This window comes from Roseobacter sp. HKCC-CH-9351 (assembly GCF_037830295.1).
Classification (GTDB): Bacteria; Pseudomonadota; Alphaproteobacteria; order Rhodobacterales; family Rhodobacteraceae; genus M30B80.
In genome coordinates this window covers 604,167-623,687 of the sequence record NZ_JBBLYM010000001.1, presented here as the reverse complement: position 1 = coordinate 623,687, position 19,521 = coordinate 604,167, and the positions used below count along the sequence as shown (strand labels likewise).

Here is a 19,521-nt window from a genome sequence, read left to right as displayed (position 1 = left end):
CCATGGGATGGATGACCAGAACGACCGAAACGGCCCCTTGCGAGGTTGAGGTGAGCCACAAATTCGAAAGCCTGCACGCGCATGTGAAATTCTTGAACGGCGCAACCATTAATCCAGGTGACGAGGTATTGGTGCATGGCGCGCCGGTAATGGCGCCTTATGGCGAAGTGGTGTGTGAAACCCGCACCGCCACGATCACCCGCGCCAGCAAAATCGAACAGCTTTGGACAAAAATGACAGGTGATTTCGAGTTCATGGAACTGTGCGAATTTAGTTTCTCAGAGGAGGTTTCGCTATGAATGTCCAAGTAAAACATTCCGCAGATGCGACCACCGTTGAAGACGCTTTGGCGGCACGCAATTACGAACAAGCGGTGGTTGACAGTGAAAGCGCAACCGCGCTTGCGATGCAAAACACGCTTTTGACCCCGCGGTTTTACACGACCAATTTTGACGAATTGGATGCGATTGATGTTTCATCAGTCCGCAGCGATTGGGATCAGCTGATTGATCAAATGAAATCCGACCCCAATAAGGGCCATTTCAAGAAAAACGAAGATTGGGATCACATCGATTGGGATGGGATGGAGCCAAAGCTGAAAAAGGAATTCATTGATTTCCTTGTTTCCTCCTGCACGGCCGAATTCTCGGGCTGTGTTCTCTACAAAGAAATGAAACGGCGCGGCAGCAATGAGGACATCACCACATTGTTCCAGTTGATGGCCCGTGATGAAGCCCGCCATGCAGGTTTTATCAATGACGCGCTGCGGGAAGCTGGGATTGCGGTGAATTTGGGCTTTCTGACGCAAGCCAAGAAATACACCTATTTCCAGCCGAAATTCATTTATTACGCCACATATCTGTCCGAAAAGATCGGCTATGCGCGCTATATCACCATCTTCCGCCATCTTGAGGCGCATCCTGAACATCGGTTCCATCCGATTTTCAAATGGTTCAAGGAATGGTGCAATGATGAGTTTAGCCATGGCGAGGCATTCGCGCTGTTGATGAAAACTGATCCCAAGCTGACGCGCGGCGTGAATGTCTTGTGGATCAAATTCTTCCTCACCGCCGTTTTCGCAACGATGTATGTGCGCGACCACCAACGCCCCGCCTTTCACGAGGCTTTGGGTGTAGATACCGATTGGTATGGCCACGAAGTGTTCCGCAAGACTAGTGACATCTCAAAGCAGATTTTCCCAATCACTTTGGACATTGACCATCCCCGTTGGCAGAAAGGTCTAACGGCGTTGCAAGCCGCCAATGCGGATTTGGCCGATGCCAAGGCGCATGGCAAATTCTTCAAGCGAATTGGCGCTAGCATTCGTGCGGGTCTGGCCTTTGTGAACCTGTTCACGATCCCTGCGAAATCTCATGCCGTGCCTGTCAGCACGCGGATGGAGCCTGTCTATTGATCGCGGCTGCGCTGCATAATCCTTGGGTGGCGGCCTTGGTCGCCTTGTTCCTGTGGTGGTTTTCCACAGGGGCAATCCTTTTGGTTGTGCGGCGCGCAGATCAGGCAGGCCGTCAGGCCCGAATTTGGGCCGTTTTGATGAACCTGCCCTTTTTGATCTTGGGGGCGGTTGGGTTCTTGGAATCCCGCTATGACGAGAGCCTAGCCGGGGTTTATGTAGCGTTTTTATCTGCCATCGCGCTTTGGGGGTGGATCGAGCTTGCCTTTTTGACGGGTGTCATCACGGGCCCCAATCGCAACCGCCTGAGGGATGGGGTTCCTGAATGGGAACGCTTTATCCGCGCATGGGGCACCATTGCCTATCATGAGCTTCTGTTGGTGTTCATGATGGTGACGATGATCCTGTTTAGTCTGGACGCCGTGAACCCCTTTGGGATGTGGACATTCGCAATTCTGTTTTTCGCGCGGATCAGCGCCAAGCTGAACCTTTATCTTGGGGTACGAAAAATCAATGTGGAATTCATTCCCGAACCCTTGAACCATTTGCCAAGTCACTTTCGCACCGCGCGGATGAATTGGCTGTTTCCGCTCTCGATCACAGGCCTCAGCTTTGCCGCTGCCTGTTGGATGGAGCGGATTTGGAGCGCGCAAACCATGTCGCAAGAGATTGGTTTCGCTTTATTGGCAGCCCTGACCGTGCTCGCTTTGTTAGAGCATTGGTTCATGGTTCTGCCCCTTCCTGATGAACGGCTGTGGCGGTGGATGCTTCCGTCTCGCCAAAGCAATGGCCAAGACGGCCCCCAGATCGCCATTTTGCAAAATGAGGACGTGCGATGAATTTTGACATACTCTTTCAGAGCCAGTTGGACACCCTGAAACAAGAGGGCAATTATCGCGTCTTCGCAGAATTGCAGCGCAAATGTGGAGATTTCCCCCGCGTCCAAAATCACGGCGAAGGTCAAGAAGAAGTCACTGTTTGGTGCTCGAATGACTATTTGGGCATGGGCCAGCACCCCGATGTGATCAAGGCAATGATCGACACAGTCGAGGCCTGCGGCACAGGTGCAGGCGGCACGCGCAATATCTCGGGCAATGCCTATCACCACAAATTGCTCGAGGCGGAATTGGCTGACCTGCACGGCAAGGAAGCGGCCCTTCTGTTCACTTCGGGCTATGTTTCAAATTGGGCCGCCTTGTCGACTTTGGGCAGCCGTCTTCCGAATGCGGTGATTTTGTCGGATGCGTTGAATCACGCCTCGATGATTGAGGGCATCCGTCATGCACGATGCGAAAAGCGGGTTTGGAAGCACAACGATGTCGCCGATTTGGATCGGCAATTGGCAGAATTGCCTGCCAATGCGACCAAGATTGTCGCGTTTGAGTCGGTCTATTCGATGGATGGCGACATTGCGCCGATCCGCGAGATCGTTGAAGTGGCGGAAAAGCATGGCGCGATGACCTATATTGACGAGGTTCACGCGGTCGGCATGTATGGCCCGCGCGGCGGCGGTGTGGCCGAACGCGAAGGGTTGATGGATCGTATCACCCTGATCGAAGGCACGCTTGGCAAGGCCTATGGTGTGGTCGGTGGCTATATCACGGGCAGCCATGCTTTGGTGGATTTCATCCGCAGCTTTGCCAGCGGGTTTATCTTTACAACGGCGCTGCCCCCTGCCGTTGCGGCGGCTGCGCGCGCCTCGATTCATCATCTGAAAAACTCAAGCTATGAGCGCGACATGCAGCAACGCCAAGTTGCCCGTTTGCGCGCCCGCCTTGATGCCGAAGGCATTCCGCATGTCAACAATGCCAGCCACATCATCCCTGTGATGGTGAAAGATCCCGTGAAATGCAAAATGCTGTCGGATATTTTGATGGAACAATTCGGCATTTATGTGCAGCCGATCAATTACCCCACAGTTCCCAAAGGCACCGAGCGCCTGCGCTTTACCCCCGGCCCTTTGCACACGGATGAGGACGTCGAATATCTTGTTTTGGCCCTGAAAACACTCTGGAAACAATGCGCTGTTTCGCATGCAGTCGCGTAGATTTGACAAGTTTTCTGCAAATTGCCCTTGGAGCGGCTTGAAAAAGGGCTAGGTTGCTCAGCGGTTACCTTTAACCGAGGGAGAGAGAACCATGAAAAAATCTGCAATCATCGCAGCAGTCGCAGGACTATGCGCTGCAACGTCCGCCTTCGCGGATGGCCATGGCGCATCGGGTGATGCGGCTGCAGGTGAGCGTGTCTTCAATCAATGTGTCGCCTGCCACATGGTGGTAAACGATGCAGGTGAAACTCTGGCAGGCCGCAATGGCCGCACAGGCCCAAATCTTTACGGCGTTGCAGGTCGTCCTGTGGCATCGATCGAAGATTTCCGTTATTCTCCATCTATCACCGCGGCAGGTGAAGCAGGGGTTGTTTGGACGGAAGAGGCGTTTGTGGCCTATATGCAAGACCCGACCGCCTTTTTGAAAGAAGCAACCGGTGACAACCGCGCACGCAGTGCTATGGCGTTCCGTGCTCGTAACGAAGATGACGCGAAAAACGTCTATGCATATCTCGCAAGCCTTGCGGCGCAGTAACCGCATCGTTTTGTGACGGCATTGAAAAGGGCAGACATTGATCTGCCCTTTTTCATTTTTTGCGAAGCGATTGGACGAAATCGGTGATCGCATCAACCGCCTCGGCGGGATGTGATTCAGGCAAAAGATGCCCTGCATCCGAAATCACCTTCAGGGCGCCCTGCGGCACCATTCCTTGGGCGCGCTGCGCGACCTCTAGTGGAACTGCTTGATCCTTGGTGCCATGCAGGAACAGGATCGGCGCAGTGATCTGGGGAAGGCTGCGGTGCAGCATCTCTAAATCCCACTGCGCCATCATTGCTAAAGTTGCCTCGATATGCGCGCGTTTGCGCATCAATTCGCGATAATGGCCCAAGGTTTCTGCGTCAGGTTCCGAGCCTGTTGTTTGCAAAATCGCAATCAGCCTGCGGTCACTCATCCCTGAGCCTAAGAAAAGCCCCGTGAGTGGGTTCATCGCCATCATTTTTGCCATGATCGGAAAGAGCCAACCCGCAGCACCAGAGAAATTCTCAACCGCCCCGTTGATCGTCACGACCCCTTGTGCAGTATCAGGCGCAAGCAGCATCATTTGCAAGGCAATCGCGGCCCCCGCAGAATGGCCAATAATCACCTCAGGCGTGATGTCTTGGCCCTGTAAAAGCCGTAAAACGTCTTGCGCCATCAAGGACAGGGATGACCGACTGCGGGTGCTAGCACGGCTAAAGCCCTGACCTGGCAGATCAAAGGCAATGATGCGATGAGTTTGTGCCAAAAGTGGCATCATGGCCCGCCAAGAATGCGTAGATGCGCCTGCACCATGGATCAAAACCAGATCAGGGCCTGTGCCCATAATCTGCACATGCCACCGATGCGGATGTGACGCGATGATTTGGCTATGGGCGCGCCATGGCCAGTTGCTTGGAATATCCGCAAGCCCGCTCATGCGCTTGGCAGTGCCGCCTCGACAGCGGCGCTGAGGGATTTGGCATCTGCGCGCGGAAGCGGCACATAGGCCGCGCCCATCACCTTGGCCAGATCATCCAGCCCTCGTGTTGGGCGTTGCCCCGTGTCGATGACAATCGCGGGAACACCGCGACCGCGCAGGGCCTTTGCCATACTGTTTGCATCTTCACCCGCCTGCGCGCGATTTGCGCTGCCATCAAGACTGACATTCGCGCGCCCATCCGTCAGAACCGCAATGGACGGCGTCATTCCCTTTCCAATTGTGAGAACCGCCAGATCAAGGGCCGATTTCAGCCCTGCGGCAAGCGGTGTGCCGCCCCCACCTGGTAGGTCTTGCAAGCGGCGTTTGGTCTGCACGAGGGATCGCGTGGGGTTTAGCAAAATATCCGCGCCTGCGCCGCGAAACGCAACCAAGGCCACATGATCGCGCCGCGCATAGGCCTCTGCCAACATCAACTCAATCGCCCCCTTGGCCTCGGCCATGCGGGACATCGCGCTAGAGCCAGACGCATCCACCACAAAGATAATCACCCTGTCAGAGCTTTGTTCAAACTGCTTTACGCGGATGTCACTTTTGCGGATATGCAGGCCGCGCGGCTTGGGCGCTGTCGTCTGGGCGCGCAGCCCTTGCCATGGGGCAGCGGAGCGCAAGGTTGCCATTAAATCAATCCGCGCGCCGCCCCCCAATTCGCCACTGCGCGAGGCAACGGGGCGGCCACGGTGATTGCCTTTCTTGCGGTTGCCCGTTCCTGAGCTGCCCTTGCTTTGCCGTGTGGCACGCTGTGCTGCCAATCGTGCCAAGAGGTCGGCCGGAAGCATGGCCTTTGCCGCCTCGATCAACGCCTCAAAGGAGGGAAGATCCTCCCCCACCTTTTGCGGATCTTCGGGGTCAGATGGGCTTTGTTGCGCCTCGGGCTCTTGTGGTTGTGGGGGAGGCGATTGTTCAGGCGGGGCTGGTTCTGGGATTTGCGTGGCGCGTGGGGCAAGGGCCAATTCCACAGCCAGTTGCAAATCCGCCTGTTCGACCTGATCCGACCCCATCAAGGCCGCTGAATGGCGGGCAAGGCGCAGCGCGTGCTGAACGGCGCGCAATGATGTGACGCCAAGCGCCTCAGCCACCAAGCACAGATCACGATAGTCGTCAGGCGCATGTCGCACATGGGGTAAGCGCGCACGCGCCTCGGCCAAAGCTGTGCCGTCAAATTCCATTTCCTGCGCCGCCGATTGTGGAATGGCATCAAGCTGCAGATGCAGTCCGAGGCGATCACTGAGGCTAAGCCTCAACCCTTCGCCTTCTTTGGCGGCTTCATCTAGGGCAATAATCGACAAGCCCGTCTCAGCATCCAACGCTCCCGCCAATCGTGCCAAAAGCGCGGATTCGGCACGTTCGGCCATTGTTAGGATTACTGTGCCGCCCTTGTTAAGAAGTCCCTCTGTTTGAATAGGGCGCCCAGTTGCCAAGGTTGCGCTTAGGTCTAACCCCCCAAACAGGGCCTCATCACTGAACTTTGGGTGAAGGCGCGGAAAAAAATCAGTTTCTAACGCGGTGTTTAGAGCCTGAATAATCCGATCCCGAACGGGGCCAACGCGGGCCCGAAGCCAAATACCCCCAAGGGGTGCGGGATCAATCGCAAACAGGGCGATGGCCAGATTGAAACTGGCCCATCTGTCCTGTGCTGGTGTCATGGCAGCACAGCCTCAACTGTGCGCATCACGCGCGTGGTTGAGCCTGCCTCATCGAGCGGGTCGCGGCGCAAGCGGTGTGACAGCGCCATGGGTGCAACGGCCCGCAAATGGGCGCGTGTGATTTCGGAGGATCCCTCGAACGCGGCTTGCGCGCGGGCGGCACGCAATAGGGTTAATTCGCCGCGCAACCCGTCTGATCCAAGTTCAAGGCACAGGGCGGCGCAATCCTTCAAGATCGCATCGCTTGTGCGGATTTTTGACAGGCGTTTGCGCGCGGCAATGATGGATTTGCGGATAGCCTCATCCGATTTCGCCCATGATTTCACAAACTTCGCACGGTCTTGATCAAAGGCATCGCGGCGCTTGATGACCTCAATGCGTGTGTCGATATCCTTTGGGCTTTTCACTTCCACTGAAAGGCCGAAACGATCCAAAAGTTGGGGCCGCAATTCGCCTTCTTCTGGGTTGCCCGAACCCACCAAAACAAATCGGGCAGGGTGGCGGATTGAGAGACCCTCCCGCTCGACCAGATTTTCGCCAGACTGCGCCACATCCAACAAAAGATCGACCAAGTGATCTTCGAGCAGGTTGACCTCGTCAATATAGAGATAGCCGCGATTGGCCCGCGCAAGAAGCCCTGCTTCAAAGGCCTTTTCACCTTTGGCGAGCGCCTTTTCGATATCCAAGGCCCCGACCACACGATCCTCTGTTGCGCCAAGCGGCAGGTCGACCACGGGTGTGGGTTTTTCGACCACCTCGCGATCCGCAACATTGGCCCAATCAGGTATGTCTGCCTCACTGGCAGAATTCACAGGGCACCCCTTTATCGCCGCAATCGGAGGCAGCAAAGCGGCCAAGCCCCGCACAGCGGTTGATTTCCCCGTGCCGCGATCCCCGAAAACCAAAACGCCGCCAATACCCGCATCAATAGCGGTCAAAAGCATGGCTTGTTTCATCGCATCTTGGCCTACGATGGCAGAAAAAGGAAAAGCGTGGCTCATATAATGGGCCTTTCATAGGTCGGGATACGGGATTGCAGGGGACAGCCGCCCTCCCACGTGCCTTCGATATTTTTTAGGGCAAAGCGGGCGTAGAGTTCTTCTTTGAACCATGCGCCATCGCGCACGGCTTTTATGGCGCGGGCATGCGGGCCGTCATGGCGTGCAAAACGCGCCATGGTTTGCGTGTCTGGCCAAATTGAAAACGTGACCTGATGCAGGAGAGGCACTTCGCCAACGCCGATCTTGAACAGAACGTTAGGATCATCGCCAATGACCTGCGAAATATCGGGGACGCGCCGCCAAAAGCGCAGCGCATTTAGGGGCTTTACTGTGGCGCGGGTCAACGCCGCAATCGGGCCGTTTGTTGGCTCAGCATCGGTCACAAACGGCGCTTGCCCATCCCATTCCCCCCGCGTTGTGCTGGGGGTGAGATACAGGGTGCAATCTTCGACTGCATGTGCGCGATAGCGGCGGAAGGTTGGACTTTTTGCAATCTGAGATTGTGCGGTCACATGGTCGGGCCAAGTGGCAAGAATGGCATAAACCGAAACATTCGGAATGGGCGTAAATCCCTCACCCGTGCCTGAGCCAAGCAATTTGAAAAAGCCGATCCCTGCCTCACGGCGCAAGGCGAATCGTGCCGTTGCCATTTGGGCAAAGGCCCACATCCGTGCGGAGACGGTTCCAAATCGAAATAAGCTTAGCGTTACAGATTGCATGGCCGATCTTTTTATCTGTCAACTAATAGTGACAGATTTAGCCAATAAAGGAAAGAGAACAATATATTTCAATTATTTCTTTTGTTTTATTGGGTGCTTCTATTCGTGATCAGCTTTAGCTGTGAATTCGTGTTGTAAATTAAACTAGACAGTTTACGATAGGGCCTATGATGGATGACCACCGAGTGCATAGCGATCCTCAATCAGGCTTTGCCCCAAATGCGGGTGATGCTCGCCCCCATGCGATTGTGATTGGTGCGGGGTTGGGTGGATTGGCCTCGGCTATGCGGTTGGGGGCGAAGGGCTATCGCGTCACGGTCATTGATAAATTGGATATGGCGGGCGGGCGTGGTTCTGCGCTCTACCAGAACGGGCATCGCTTTGACCTCGGCCCGACCATTGTCACAGTGCCGCAAGTGTTTCGGGAATTATGGGCGGCCTGCGGGCGCGATTTCGATCAGGATGTTGATCTGCGCCCGATTGAGCCATTTTACGAAATCCGTTGGCCAGACGGGTCACATTTTACCGCCAGCCAAAACACCGATGCGATGCGCGCCGAAGTGGCGCGCCTCTCGCCGCAAGATGCCAAGGGCTATGAGCGGTTCTTGCAAGACAGCGCCGCGCGCTATTGGTTTGGGTTCGAAGATCTTGGCCGCCGTTCTATGCACAAGCTGTGGGATTTGATCAAGGTTTTGCCAAAATTCGGCATGCTGCGTGCGGATCGCTCGGTTTATGCGCATGCGGCAAAGCGGTTTAAGGATGAACGACTGCGGATGGCGTTTAGCTTCCATCCGCTCTTTATCGGGGGGGATCCGTTTAACGTGACCTCGATGTATATCTTGGTCAGCCATCTCGAAAAGGAATTCGGTGTCCATTATGCGATGGGCGGTGTCGCCGCGATTGCCAAGGCCATGGCCCGCGTTGTTCAGGATCAAGGCGGCGCGCTTCGCTTTCATCACGTTGTGGATGAAATCACCTTTCACGATAACCGCGCCACTGGTGTGCGCCTTGCCACGGGCGAGAGTGTTGCGGCGGATATTGTCGTCTCAAACGCGGATGCGGGCCATACCTACAAGCATTTGATGCGCAATCGCCCCCGCCGCCGTTGGACGGATGGAAAATTAACCCGCGCGCGTTGGTCGATGGGTCTTTTTGTGTGGTATTTCGGAACACGCGGCACGCGCAACAAATGGGCAGATGTGGGTCATCATACGATCCTCAACGGCCCGCGGTATCGTGGGTTGGTCAAAGATATCTTTATCAAAGGCAAACTTAGCGAAGATATGAGCCTTTATGTTCATCGCCCCTCGGTGACTGACCCAAGCTGTGCGCCAGAGGGGGATGATACGTTCTACGCCCTTTCACCTGTGCCGCATCTGGGGTTTGATGATCCTGTGGATTGGGCCAAGATGGGCGAAGCCTATCGCCAAAAGGTGCAGCAGGTTTTGGAAGATCAACTTTTGCCTGATTTGGGCGCGCATCTTTCCGCCTCCGAGGTGCTGACCCCCGCAGATTTTGAAAGTCGCTATCTTTCCCCCAACGGGTCTGGCTTCTCAATCGAGCCGCGTATCCTGCAAAGCGCCTATTTTCGTCCCCATAACGTGTCGGAGGAGGCGGAGGGTCTCTATCTCGTTGGGGCAGGCACGCATCCTGGGGCGGGTTTGCCTGGGGTCATTTCATCGGCTGAAGTGTTGGCAAAACTGGTGCCAGATGCGGTCTCCGTCTCATCTGGCCATGAGATAAAGATGGCCGCAGAATGATTGACGATCAGGATCTTGCCTATTGCCGCGAGGCAATTGCCGAAGGGTCACATTCCTTCGATATTGCATCGCGCATCTTGCCGCGCACTGTGCGCGATCCTGCGCTGGCACTTTATGCTTTCTGCCGCATTTCCGATGATGCAGTGGATTTCAGTCAGAACAAGGCACATGCCGTTCTTGATCTTAGTAATCGGTTGGATCGTATCTATCGTGGGCGGCCTGTCGACTGTCCCGCTGATCGTGCCTTTTCTGCGGTGGTGCAGGATTTCGAAATGCCCCGCGCCTTGCCCGAAGCCCTGCTTGAGGGCCTCGCATGGGATGCAACCGAGCGGCGCTATGACACGCTGTCAGATTTGCGTGGTTACTCGGCACGGGTTGCCTCGGCTGTCGGGGCGATGATGTGCGTATTGATGGGGGTGCGTTCGGGCGATGCATTGGCGCGCGCCTGTGATTTGGGCGTCGCCATGCAATTAACAAATATCGCCCGCGATGTGGGCGAAGATGCCCGCGCGGGGCGCGTTTATTTGCCCCTAGATTGGCTTGAGGAAGAAGGTGTTAACCTTGATCGCTTTCTCTCCGATCCGCGTATTTCGCCTGCCCTTCGGCGGATCAATCGCAGGCTCTTGGCTGAGGCGCGCAGGCTTTATGAACGCTCCGAGGCGGGTGTGTCCCAACTGCCCTTGATCAGCCGTGCGGGGATTTTGGCGGCGCGGCACTGCTATGATGCGATTGGCGGTGCTGTGGCGCGGCGCGGGTATGATGGTGTCACGCAACGCGCTTTCACAACGGCGCGACAAAAATTTGGGTTGCTCAGCTATTCTGCGATTCAGGCCGCAATCATCACTTTGGCGCCGCGCAGCCCGATGCTTTATGCCCCCCCTTTGGAAGAAACCCGATTTTTGGTCGATGCCGCCGCCAAGCGGCAACCAGATCGCACAGGATGGAGTGATCAGGTCATATCCGTTCTGACGCAATTAGAGGCGCAAGATCGCGGGCGCATACTGGAACCGAACCCATAACGCGCTAACTGCCCCGTCATGGATTGGTCTGTTTTCATATTATTTTTTGCCGCCTGCGCTGCTGCTGCGGTCACGGGGTCGATGTTTCCCCCAGGCGCCTGGTATCGGGATTTGCGAAAGCCATTTTTCACGCCGCCGAATTGGCTCTTTCCCGTTGCTTGGACAGTGCTTTATATCGCCTCCGCCTATGCAGCGGCGCGCGTGGCATTGGTGGCGGAGAATGGCCAAGCGATGGGGTTTTGGGCGCTGCAAATCGCGCTGAACACGCTATGGAGCCCAGTTTTCTTTGGTTTGCGCCGCATTCGTGCGGGCATGGTCATCCTCGGCGCACTGTGGGTTGCGGTTTGCGGCACAATGCTGAGTTTCTGGGCGCTTGATCCGGTCGCGGGCGTATTGATTGCGCCCTATCTGCTTTGGGTCACTATTGCAGGCGCTTTGAATTTTGAGGTTTGGCGGTTGAACCCTGAGGTTGCCAAAGGATCGGCATAAAAAAACGCGCCCCGCGGGGCGCGCTTTTTTGTCATGTTCCGAACAGCTTAGCTGAGCTTACGCTCGACTTCTTCGCGTTCAAAAATCTCGATCACATCGCCTTTGCGGATGTCATCGTAATTCTCAAAGGCCATGCCGCATTCCTGACCCGATTGCACTTCTTTGACTTCGTCTTTGAAGCGCTTCAGCGTTTTCAGCGTGCCTTCATGGATCACGACATCATCGCGCAACAGGCGCACACCCGCCGAGCGGCGCGCGACACCTTCGGTGACCAGACAGCCCGCAACCGAGCCAACACCAGAGACGCGGAACACCTCTTTGATCTGGGCATAGCCGATGAAGTTTTCACGAATTTCAGCACCAAGCAGACCTGAGGCTGCCGCCTTCACATCATCCACAAGGTCATAGATCACGCTGTAATAGCGGATTTCCACTCCCTTTTGGTTGGCGGAATTGCGCGCAGGGGCATTAGCACGGACGTTAAAGCCCATGACAGGCGCACCCGAAGCCTCGGCCAAGCCGATATCGGATTCTGTGATCGCGCCCACCCCGTAATGCAGAACGCGCACGCGCACTTCGTCATTGCCGATTTTTTCCATCGCCTGAACGATGGCTTCGGCCGAACCTTGAACGTCAGCTTTGACCACGATGGGCAATTCTTTGACGTTTTCATCCGCCTTGGCCTTCGCCAAAAGCTGATCCAAGGTTGTTGCAGCACCTGCTGCGGCGCGTTTGTCTTTGGCAACTTGGATGCGGTAATCCGCAATCTCGCGGGCTTGTGCTTCGGTTTGCACCACGTTCAAAACGTCACCCGCTTCGGGTGCGCCGTTCAGGCCCAGAACCTCAACAGGAACGGATGGCCCCGCTTCTTTAACGCGCTCGCCCTGATCGTTGATCAGCGCGCGGACTTTACCCCATTGCTCGCCCACAACGAAGATATCGCCTTGTTTCAGCGTGCCACGTTGCACCAGAACAGTCGCAACAGGGCCACGGCCCACATCCAACTGCGCCTCGATGACGGCCCCTTCGGCTGCGCGGTCAGGGTTCGCCTTCAGGTCAAGCAATTCGGCCTGAAGTGCGATGGATTCAAGCAATTGATCCAAACCTTGGCCAGTGGCGGCGGAAACTTCGACATCCTGCACCTCACCTGACATCTTCTCAACGATCACCTCATGTTGAAGCAAATCGGTGCGCACTTTGTCAGGATTGGCAGCGGGTTTGTCGATTTTGTTAATCGCCACGATCATCGGCACTTTGGCCGCCTTGGCGTGGTTAATCGCTTCGATGGTCTGCGGCATCACCGCGTCATCGGCGGCAACCACAAGCACCACGATATCCGTAACATTCGCCCCACGCGCTCGCATGGAGGTAAAGGCCGCGTGACCCGGCGTATCAAGGAAGGTCAAAAGCGCGCCGCTTTCGGTGCGCACCTGATAGGCCCCGATATGCTGCGTGATCCCGCCTGCTTCGCCAGAGACGACATTTGCCTTGCGAATGCGGTCAAGCAACGAGGTCTTGCCGTGGTCAACATGGCCCATGATGGTGATGACGGGTGGCCGTGGTTGCAGCTCGGTTGGGCTGTCCTCTTCGACCTTGATCACGTCTTCCACATCCGCGTCAGATACACGCTGCACGCGGTGACCGAATTCGCTGACGATCAATTCCGCCGTATCGGCATCGATGGATTGGTTCTGCGTGACCATCATGCCCATTTGCATCAGCGATTTAACCACATCGGCCACGCGCTCGGCCATGCGGTTGGCCAATTCGGAAACCACGATGGTTTCTGGAATTTGCACATCGCGAACGATTTTTTCGCGGTCACCTTGGGACGCCATCGCCTTTTGGCGCTGACGCTCCTGCTTGCGTTTCATGGCAGCAAGGCTGCGCTGACGCCCGCCTTCGCCATCAGAGAAAACCTGATTGACGCTCAGCTTGCCAGAACGGCGGCCATCATTGTTGCGATCACCCTTCGAGACGCGCTCGCGCTTATCGTCCCGATCCGTATCGCGGCGCGCAGGCGCTGCGGCCGATTTCGCGCGGGCAGCCGCGACCGCAGGATCAGGCAGATCTGCGGGGGATGTCACCACAGGGGCACTGTCCGCTTTACGGGACTTTGCGGCCTTTGATTCCTCAAGGCGGCGGCGCTCTTCTTCTTCCTTGGCGCGGATGGCCTCTTCGCGTTCACGCTCTTCGCGTTCGCGGGCTTCGGCCTCGGCGCGGCGGCGTAGACGCTCTTCTTCGCGTTCTTGCTCTTCGCGCTGGCGCTGTTCTTCTTCTTCGGTCTCACGGGCCTTGGCGGCCATTACGGCCTTCATACGGCGTTCGAGTTCTGGATTGGCGGAAGCGTTGCCCCCCTCCATATCACCCGTGCCATCGTCTTTGCCGCCTGCACCCGATTTGGGAACCATCACGCGCTTGCGCTTGGTCTCCACAACAACCGTTTTCGTGCGTCCACGCGAAAAGCTCTGGTTCACGCGTCCGCTGCGGGCGCCGCCAGATAGTCCGAGTGGTTTTTTTCCGTCTTGATCGCTCATGCGTCTTTCTTGTCCTTCCCAACGGTCTTGCCGTTGTTCAAGCTGGTTTTGGGCCTCAGCCCTTGCAGCTTTGCTGCTTCCTCTACAACACGATCGCCGAGTCCGCCAGTCGCCAGCGCGCCATGTATCACAGTTTCTCGCCCGAATGCCAAACCTAATTCAAAAGCGGTCAGGCAATCGAAGTAACGCGCGCCCTCAGGCGTCCAAAGCTTGGACTTGCCTCGTTCAGACCCGTCCGAAGCTTGAAGCAGCACCCGCACAGGGCGCGTGGCAAGCCAATCTTTGACCTTTTCGAACCCTGCAACGGCATCACCAGATTTGCGCGCCAAGGCAATCAAATCGCCAATGCGCCGCGCAAGCAGGGTTTCAAGCGTGCCCACCAAATCATCTGGCACAGTCACCTGCGCTTTGGCTGAGCGGGAGAAGAGGTTTTTCTTGACCGCCAATTCCACCGCCGCGCGATCAGCGCTGCACCATATGCCTCGGCCTGGTAGGCGTTCTAGGATATCGGGCGTCACCACATTCTCAGGGCTGAGCACAAAACGCAACAGCCCCGCCTTTGGCGCTGTGTCGCCTGTTGCGATACAGCGCCGCTCGGACGTGTCTTTGGTTTTGGTGGCACCGCCACGGGACATGGTTTTGGCTCCTGAAATCGGGCTTACTCTTCTTCTTCGCCTGCGTCTTCTTGATCAGATGCAAGGTCTTCTTCGGTCACCCAACCCAAGGCCAAACGGGCGGACATGACCATATTCTGGGCTTCTTCGAGGCTGACATCGAATTTCTCAAGCACGCCTTCATCTTTGACGCGCTCGCCGTTTACGGTTGTCCAACCGCCTGCCAATTCCCAATCAGCACAGGTTGCGAAGTCTTCCAGCGTTTTGACCCCATCTTGGCCAAGCGCCTCAAGCATCTGTGGCGTTAGCCCTTCGAAATCGATCAAGCTTTGCTCGACACCAAGCGCCTTGGCGCTTTCGAGTACTTTTCGATTTTGCTCTTCGATATAGTCACGCGCACGGGCCTGAAGCTCGTCTGCGGTGGCTTCATCGACACCATCAATGCCAAGCAATTCTTCTTGCTCGACATAGGCAACCTCTTCCAAAGAGGTGAAGCCTTCGGATACTAGAAGTTGGGCAAAGAATTCGTCCAAATCCAATGTGTCCATGAACAGCTTGGTGCGTTCAGCGAATTCGGCCTGACGGCGCGCGCTTTCTTCTTCTTCGGTGAGGATGTCGATATCAAGGCCTGTCAACTGGCTTGCCAAACGCACGTTTTGACCACGGCGCCCGATGGCAAGAGACAGCTGTTCGTCAGGAACAACAACTTCGATTTTCCCTGCATCTTCGTCCAAAACCACCTTGGTCACTTCGGCAGGTTGCAGCGCGTTCACAAGGAAGGTTGGGGCGTCCTCATTCCATGGAATGATGTCAATTTTTTCGCCCTGCAACTCGTTCACCACGGCCTGCACGCGGCTGCCGCGCATACCCACACAAGCACCAACGGGATCAATTGAGTTATCATAGGAAATCACCGCGATCTTCGCGCGAGAGCCTGGGTCACGGGCAACGGCCTTGATATCGATGATGCCATCGTAAATTTCAGGCACTTCCATCTTAAACAATTCCGCCATGAATTCAGGCGCGGTGCGGCTGAGGAAAACCTGAGGGCCGCGCGCTTCGCGGCGGACATCTTTGATATAGCAGCGGATGCGCTCATTGGGGCGATAGCTTTCGCGCCCAATTTTTTCATTACGGCGCAAAACGGCTTCGCCACGGCCAATATCGACAATCACATTGCCATATTCTTCGCGCTTTACCACACCATTAATGATTGTGCCTGCGCGGTCTTTGAATTCTTCATATTGGCGATCACGCTCAGCTTCGCGCACTTTTTGCAGGATCACCTGCTTGGCGCTTTGCGCGGCGATACGGCCCATTTCAACAGGGGGCACTTCGTCAATGATCTCGTCACCGATTTCTGCATCCGCCTTATAGGCACGCGCATCGCGCAGTGTCATTTCAACGAAATGGTTTTCGATTTCCTCAACCACAGTGCGTACACGGGTAAATGTCGCGCGGCCTGTCTTGCGATCAATCGAAACGCGGATATCCAGTTCCGAGCCGTAACGCGATTTCGCGGCGCGGGCGAGGCTTTCTTCCATTGCCACGATGACCAGATCGGGGTCGATCATCTTTTCGCGGGCAACGGCCTCTGCTGTTTGCAACAGCTCAAGTTGGTTTGCTGATGTAATAGCCATGGATTTTCAGTCCTCCGCCTCTTCGGGCTCTTGCGTGATTTCATCAAATTGGGTTTCGTCAATGACCCCCGAGGCTTTGCGCTGGCGCAGCATCTCGGCGATCAGGTCATCGGTCAGAACGAGCTTCGCATCCGAAAGCCAATCAAAATTGAGGCCAAGGGTGACTGTCTCGCCACCTTGTTCAACATTGATAAGCACTTCATCGTTTTCGATCCCCGCCAAAACACCCTTAAAGCGTTTACGGCCATCGATCATTTCGCTTGTTTCAAGTTTGGCTTCATAGCCCTGCCAGATATCGAAATCCTTCAACCGCGTCAGCGGGCGGTCGATACCGGGGCTAGAAACTTCGAGGTTATAGGCCCCCTCAATCGGGTCTTCGACATCAAGGCTTGCCGAAATCGCCGTTGAGATATCGGCGCAATCATCCACATTGATCCCGCCATCGGGGCGGTCTGCCATCACCTGCAGGGTTTTTGTCTCGCCGCCCATCAGGCGCACGCGCACCAGTTCAAACCCCATATCTTCGATGACAGGGGTAATGATCTCAGCCATGCGGCGATCAATGCTCGATTTTGCGATCAGGTTGGACATAAGACCTATGGACATAAAAAAACGGGCCACAGGGCCCGCGGAAGCATCTAGGGTGGAGCGTGGAGTTTGGACCCCCAAGCACCTGTTGGGCTGTCATATAGAGAGAATCGGGGGTTATAGCAAGCTGCCATCTTGCGCTTTGGGGCGCGGCATGGCCATTTGCACAACATGAACGCGAAAACCGAAATCACAATTCGACCAAAAACGGCCCAAGATGATGCGGCGCTTGTTTCCCTGTTGCTGCCCGTGTTTCGGGCGGGTGATACATATACAGTCGACCCAGACATATCCGAGGCCGATGCCTTGGCCTTTTGGACGGCCCCCGAAAAGTCCGTGTTCATGGCGGAACAGGGGGGTGAGGTCGTTGGCACCTATTACATCCGTCCCAATCAGGCGGGCGGCGGCGCCCATATCTGCAATTGCGGCTATATCACTGCCACAGCAGCGCAGGGGCGCGGGATTGCGCGCGTGATGTTGGCGCATTCGCTGCAGACTGCCTGCGCCGAAGGTTATCGCGGGATGCAGTATAACTTTGTCGTCTCCGAAAACAGGCGCGCGGTTGCGACATGGCAAAAGGCAGGTTTCGGGACTGTGGGACGTTTGCCACAAGCCTTTGATCATCCAAGCAAAGGATTGGTGGACGCCCTTGTGATGTTCAAATCTCTTGTAGATTAGGCCTTGCGATACCGTGCCATAAATGTAGCCACCACCTCATCTGCGGCTTCCGACACTTCTTGATGGGTGGCTTCGCTGCTGACACATAAAAGACGGCGCAGCATCAGATCACCACGGCACAGCTTCATGAACAAATCCGCCGCCTTCATCGGGTCATCTATATCAAGCATATTGCCCACCTTTGGCGTGCTGAGATAGCCCGCGACATGGGACATAGCCGTTGAAGGGCCTGTTTCATAGAAAGCACGCCCCAATTCGGGGAACCTTTGGGCCTCAGCCACGCAGACGCGGAAGATCGAGACACCTTCGTCTGACATCAGGAATTCAAGCATCGAATAGGCCAAATGGTGCAAGGCATCGCGCACATCGCGCTGCAGAAATTCGATATCCATTTGCGCGCGGCGTTGCAGGTCGCATTCTTGGTTCAGAACCGCCATAAACAACGCTTGCTTGTCGGGGAAATACGAATAAAGCGTGGCTTTGGACACGCCCGCTTGGCGCGCGATCACATCGACACTTGCCCCTTCGAACCCTTGACTTAGGAAAATATTACGCGCGCCATTAATGACTTGATCGAATTTCCGACCTTTGCGTGTCTGTGCTTGCATGTTCATGGCGCATACTCCCTGACCTGATTGTAAACCGATCAGTTCAGTTTTTGCAAGCCTTGCCGCAATCTATTGGCCCCAATCCGCCGATTGCATCTCGCGCAGGCGGCTGGCGGTGCGTTCAAATTCGAAACTGCCCGTGCCCTCGGCGTAAAGATGTTCTGGCACATCATCGGCAGATAGGATCACCCGGATACCTGCCTCGTAAAGCGCATCAATGAGGGTGACAAAGCGTTTTGCCTCGTTGAAATTGTCGATGCCAAGACGCGGGACGTTTTCCAACATCAGCAATTTCACCGCCCCAGTGAGCGCCAGATAATCACCCGCGCCTAAAGGTTTGCCGCACAGCTCCCAGAAATCGGCGCGGGCCATGCCCGCCCAATAATGCGGGATGACGACATGGCGGCCTTTGATCTCTAAATCGAGGGGTTCTTCCTGCCCATGGGTCAGATCGTGCCAAATCTTATCAAGGCTTTGGCGCGTGGCCGCGGTGATGGGCGTGAAATAGGTGGTTTCGCCTGACAATCTGTCTTGGCGGTAATCGGTGGGTGATTGCATTTCAATCACCTCTAATTCCTGCTCTAATAGCGTGATGAACGGAACAAACAGCTGTCGGTTCAACCCGTCTTTATACAAATCTTTTGGGGGGCGATTGGAGGTGGTGACGATGCTCACCCCTGCCTTGAACAATGCCTCAAAAAGGCGGCCTACGATCATGGCATCGGTGATATCGGTGATTTGCATCTCATCAAAACACAGCAGGCGCAGGTCTTTTGAAATTGCCTCAGCCACGGGTTTCAACGCATCATCTGTGCCTGTTTTGCGCGCCTCGTGCAGGGCTGATTGGATTTCTTGCATAAAGGCGTAAAAATGGACGCGGCGTTTCCCGTTAATCGCCGTGTGCGCAAAGAACAAATCCATAATCATAGATTTCCCGCGCCCAACCCCGCCCCAGACATAAAATCCGCGACTATGTTGGCCAGATTGCGGTTTTTCCTGAAAGAAACGCGCAAGAAGCCCTGATTTTGGCCGCGCCTCAAGCGTTTCGCGTAACGCTTCAAAGCGGTGCAAAACCTCGCGTTGGGCGGGGTCTGCGCGCAGTAAGCCTTCGCTGACGCGGGTGTCGTATATGGCGGTTAAATGTTGCGACATAAGCGCCTCATAGGACATCTCTGGCCCCTCTGGCCAGAGGGATTGCATGCGCAATCAGCATTGACGCCCTTGGGCTTGCGGCGCAATCTCTATCG

Annotated in this window: 19 protein-coding genes; 9 read left to right on the top strand and 10 right to left on the bottom strand. The window is 55.7% G+C overall.

Annotated elements, in window-relative coordinates; all coding sequences use genetic code 11:
- Positions 1-2 precede the first annotated feature (2 nt).
- From AAC632_RS03225 to AAC632_RS03205, 5 genes are all read left to right on the top strand, one after another.
- Entirely contained in the window at positions 3-299 is a 297-nt protein-coding gene (locus AAC632_RS03225; RefSeq protein ID WP_317657116.1) for a hypothetical protein, read from the top strand.
- Complete coding sequence (gene acsF, locus AAC632_RS03220) at positions 296-1,414, top strand: magnesium-protoporphyrin IX monomethyl ester (oxidative) cyclase (protein WP_340298161.1); 1,119 nt, start codon at positions 296-298, stop codon at positions 1,412-1,414. Before AAC632_RS03225 ends, acsF begins: the two co-directional genes overlap by 4 nt.
- Positions 1,411-2,250, top strand: a complete 840-nt coding sequence (gene puhE, locus AAC632_RS03215; RefSeq protein ID WP_340298162.1) for a putative photosynthetic complex assembly protein PuhE — start codon at positions 1,411-1,413, stop codon at positions 2,248-2,250. The genes acsF and puhE overlap by 4 nt, the downstream gene beginning before the upstream one ends.
- A complete protein-coding gene (hemA, locus tag AAC632_RS03210) occupies positions 2,247-3,458 on the top strand; it encodes a 5-aminolevulinate synthase (RefSeq protein ID WP_340298164.1) in 1,212 nt (403 codons plus the stop codon). Before puhE ends, hemA begins: the two co-directional genes overlap by 4 nt.
- 91 nt (positions 3,459-3,549) lie before the next feature.
- Positions 3,550-3,993 carry a c-type cytochrome gene (locus AAC632_RS03205; protein WP_340298166.1) on the top strand — a complete coding sequence of 148 codons (444 nt, stop codon included), beginning with the start codon at positions 3,550-3,552 and terminating at the stop codon, positions 3,991-3,993.
- Positions 3,994-4,045: 52 nt separating this feature from the next.
- On the opposite strand, the gene bchO is transcribed toward AAC632_RS03205, so the two are convergent.
- The 4 genes from bchO to crtA are packed head-to-tail and all read right to left on the bottom strand — an operon-like array spanning position 4,046 to position 8,341.
- Entirely contained in the window at positions 4,046-4,915 is an 870-nt protein-coding gene (gene bchO / locus AAC632_RS03200; protein ID WP_340298168.1) for an alpha/beta fold hydrolase BchO, read from the bottom strand.
- A complete protein-coding gene (locus AAC632_RS03195; RefSeq protein WP_340298170.1) occupies positions 4,912-6,621 on the bottom strand; it encodes a magnesium chelatase subunit D in 1,710 nt (569 codons plus the stop codon). Before AAC632_RS03195 ends, bchO begins: the two co-directional genes overlap by 4 nt.
- Positions 6,618-7,622: a magnesium chelatase ATPase subunit I gene (gene bchI / locus AAC632_RS03190; RefSeq protein ID WP_340298172.1), complete on the bottom strand. Its 1,005-nt coding sequence runs from the start codon at positions 7,620-7,622 to the stop codon at positions 6,618-6,620. The genes AAC632_RS03195 and bchI overlap by 4 nt, the downstream gene beginning before the upstream one ends.
- Positions 7,619-8,341, bottom strand: coding sequence for a spheroidene monooxygenase (crtA, locus tag AAC632_RS03185; RefSeq protein WP_340298173.1), 723 nt, complete (start codon positions 8,339-8,341; stop codon positions 7,619-7,621). Before crtA ends, bchI begins: the two co-directional genes overlap by 4 nt.
- 170 nt (positions 8,342-8,511) lie before the next feature.
- Here crtA and AAC632_RS03180 point away from each other — a divergent pair, with 170 nt between their 5' ends.
- From AAC632_RS03180 to tspO, 3 genes are read left to right on the top strand one after another with little or no spacing between them, the layout of a single operon-like run.
- Entirely contained in the window at positions 8,512-10,101 is a 1,590-nt protein-coding gene (locus AAC632_RS03180) for a phytoene desaturase (RefSeq protein WP_340298174.1), read from the top strand.
- On the top strand, positions 10,098-11,120 hold the full coding sequence (gene crtB / locus AAC632_RS03175) for a 15-cis-phytoene synthase (protein ID WP_340298175.1): 1,023 nt from the start codon (positions 10,098-10,100) through the stop codon (positions 11,118-11,120). Before AAC632_RS03180 ends, crtB begins: the two co-directional genes overlap by 4 nt.
- 18 nt (positions 11,121-11,138) lie before the next feature.
- A complete protein-coding gene (tspO, locus tag AAC632_RS03170; protein ID WP_340298177.1) occupies positions 11,139-11,609 on the top strand; it encodes a tryptophan-rich sensory protein TspO in 471 nt (156 codons plus the stop codon).
- Between the two features lie 47 nt (positions 11,610-11,656).
- On the opposite strand, the gene infB is transcribed toward tspO, so the two are convergent.
- The 4 genes from infB to rimP are packed head-to-tail and all read right to left on the bottom strand — an operon-like array spanning position 11,657 to position 16,991.
- Positions 11,657-14,146 carry a translation initiation factor IF-2 gene (gene infB, locus AAC632_RS03165; protein ID WP_340298179.1) on the bottom strand — a complete coding sequence of 830 codons (2,490 nt, stop codon included), beginning with the start codon at positions 14,144-14,146 and terminating at the stop codon, positions 11,657-11,659.
- Positions 14,143-14,781 (bottom strand): RNA-binding protein, encoded by a 639-nt coding sequence (locus AAC632_RS03160; RefSeq protein ID WP_340298180.1) that lies wholly within the window; start codon positions 14,779-14,781, stop codon positions 14,143-14,145. Before AAC632_RS03160 ends, infB begins: the two co-directional genes overlap by 4 nt.
- A 23-nt stretch (positions 14,782-14,804) precedes the next feature.
- A complete protein-coding gene (nusA, locus tag AAC632_RS03155) occupies positions 14,805-16,400 on the bottom strand; it encodes a transcription termination factor NusA (RefSeq protein ID WP_340262714.1) in 1,596 nt (531 codons plus the stop codon).
- A gap of 6 nt (positions 16,401-16,406) precedes the next feature.
- Positions 16,407-16,991, bottom strand: coding sequence for a ribosome maturation factor RimP (gene rimP / locus AAC632_RS03150; protein WP_340243892.1), 585 nt, complete (start codon positions 16,989-16,991; stop codon positions 16,407-16,409).
- Positions 16,992-17,159: 168 nt separating this feature from the next.
- Here rimP and AAC632_RS03145 point away from each other — a divergent pair, with 168 nt between their 5' ends.
- Positions 17,160-17,666, top strand: coding sequence for a GNAT family N-acetyltransferase (locus tag AAC632_RS03145; RefSeq protein ID WP_340298182.1), 507 nt, complete (start codon positions 17,160-17,162; stop codon positions 17,664-17,666).
- On the opposite strand, the gene AAC632_RS03140 is transcribed toward AAC632_RS03145, so the two are convergent.
- Both AAC632_RS03140 and zapE read right to left on the bottom strand, forming a co-directional pair.
- Positions 17,663-18,280 (bottom strand): TetR/AcrR family transcriptional regulator, encoded by a 618-nt coding sequence (locus AAC632_RS03140; RefSeq protein ID WP_340298183.1) that lies wholly within the window; start codon positions 18,278-18,280, stop codon positions 17,663-17,665. The two genes, AAC632_RS03145 and AAC632_RS03140, sit on opposite strands and share 4 nt — an antisense overlap.
- Before the next feature lie 63 nt (positions 18,281-18,343).
- A complete protein-coding gene (zapE, locus tag AAC632_RS03135) occupies positions 18,344-19,426 on the bottom strand; it encodes a cell division protein ZapE (RefSeq protein ID WP_340298185.1) in 1,083 nt (360 codons plus the stop codon).
- Positions 19,427-19,521: the final 95 nt, after the last annotated feature.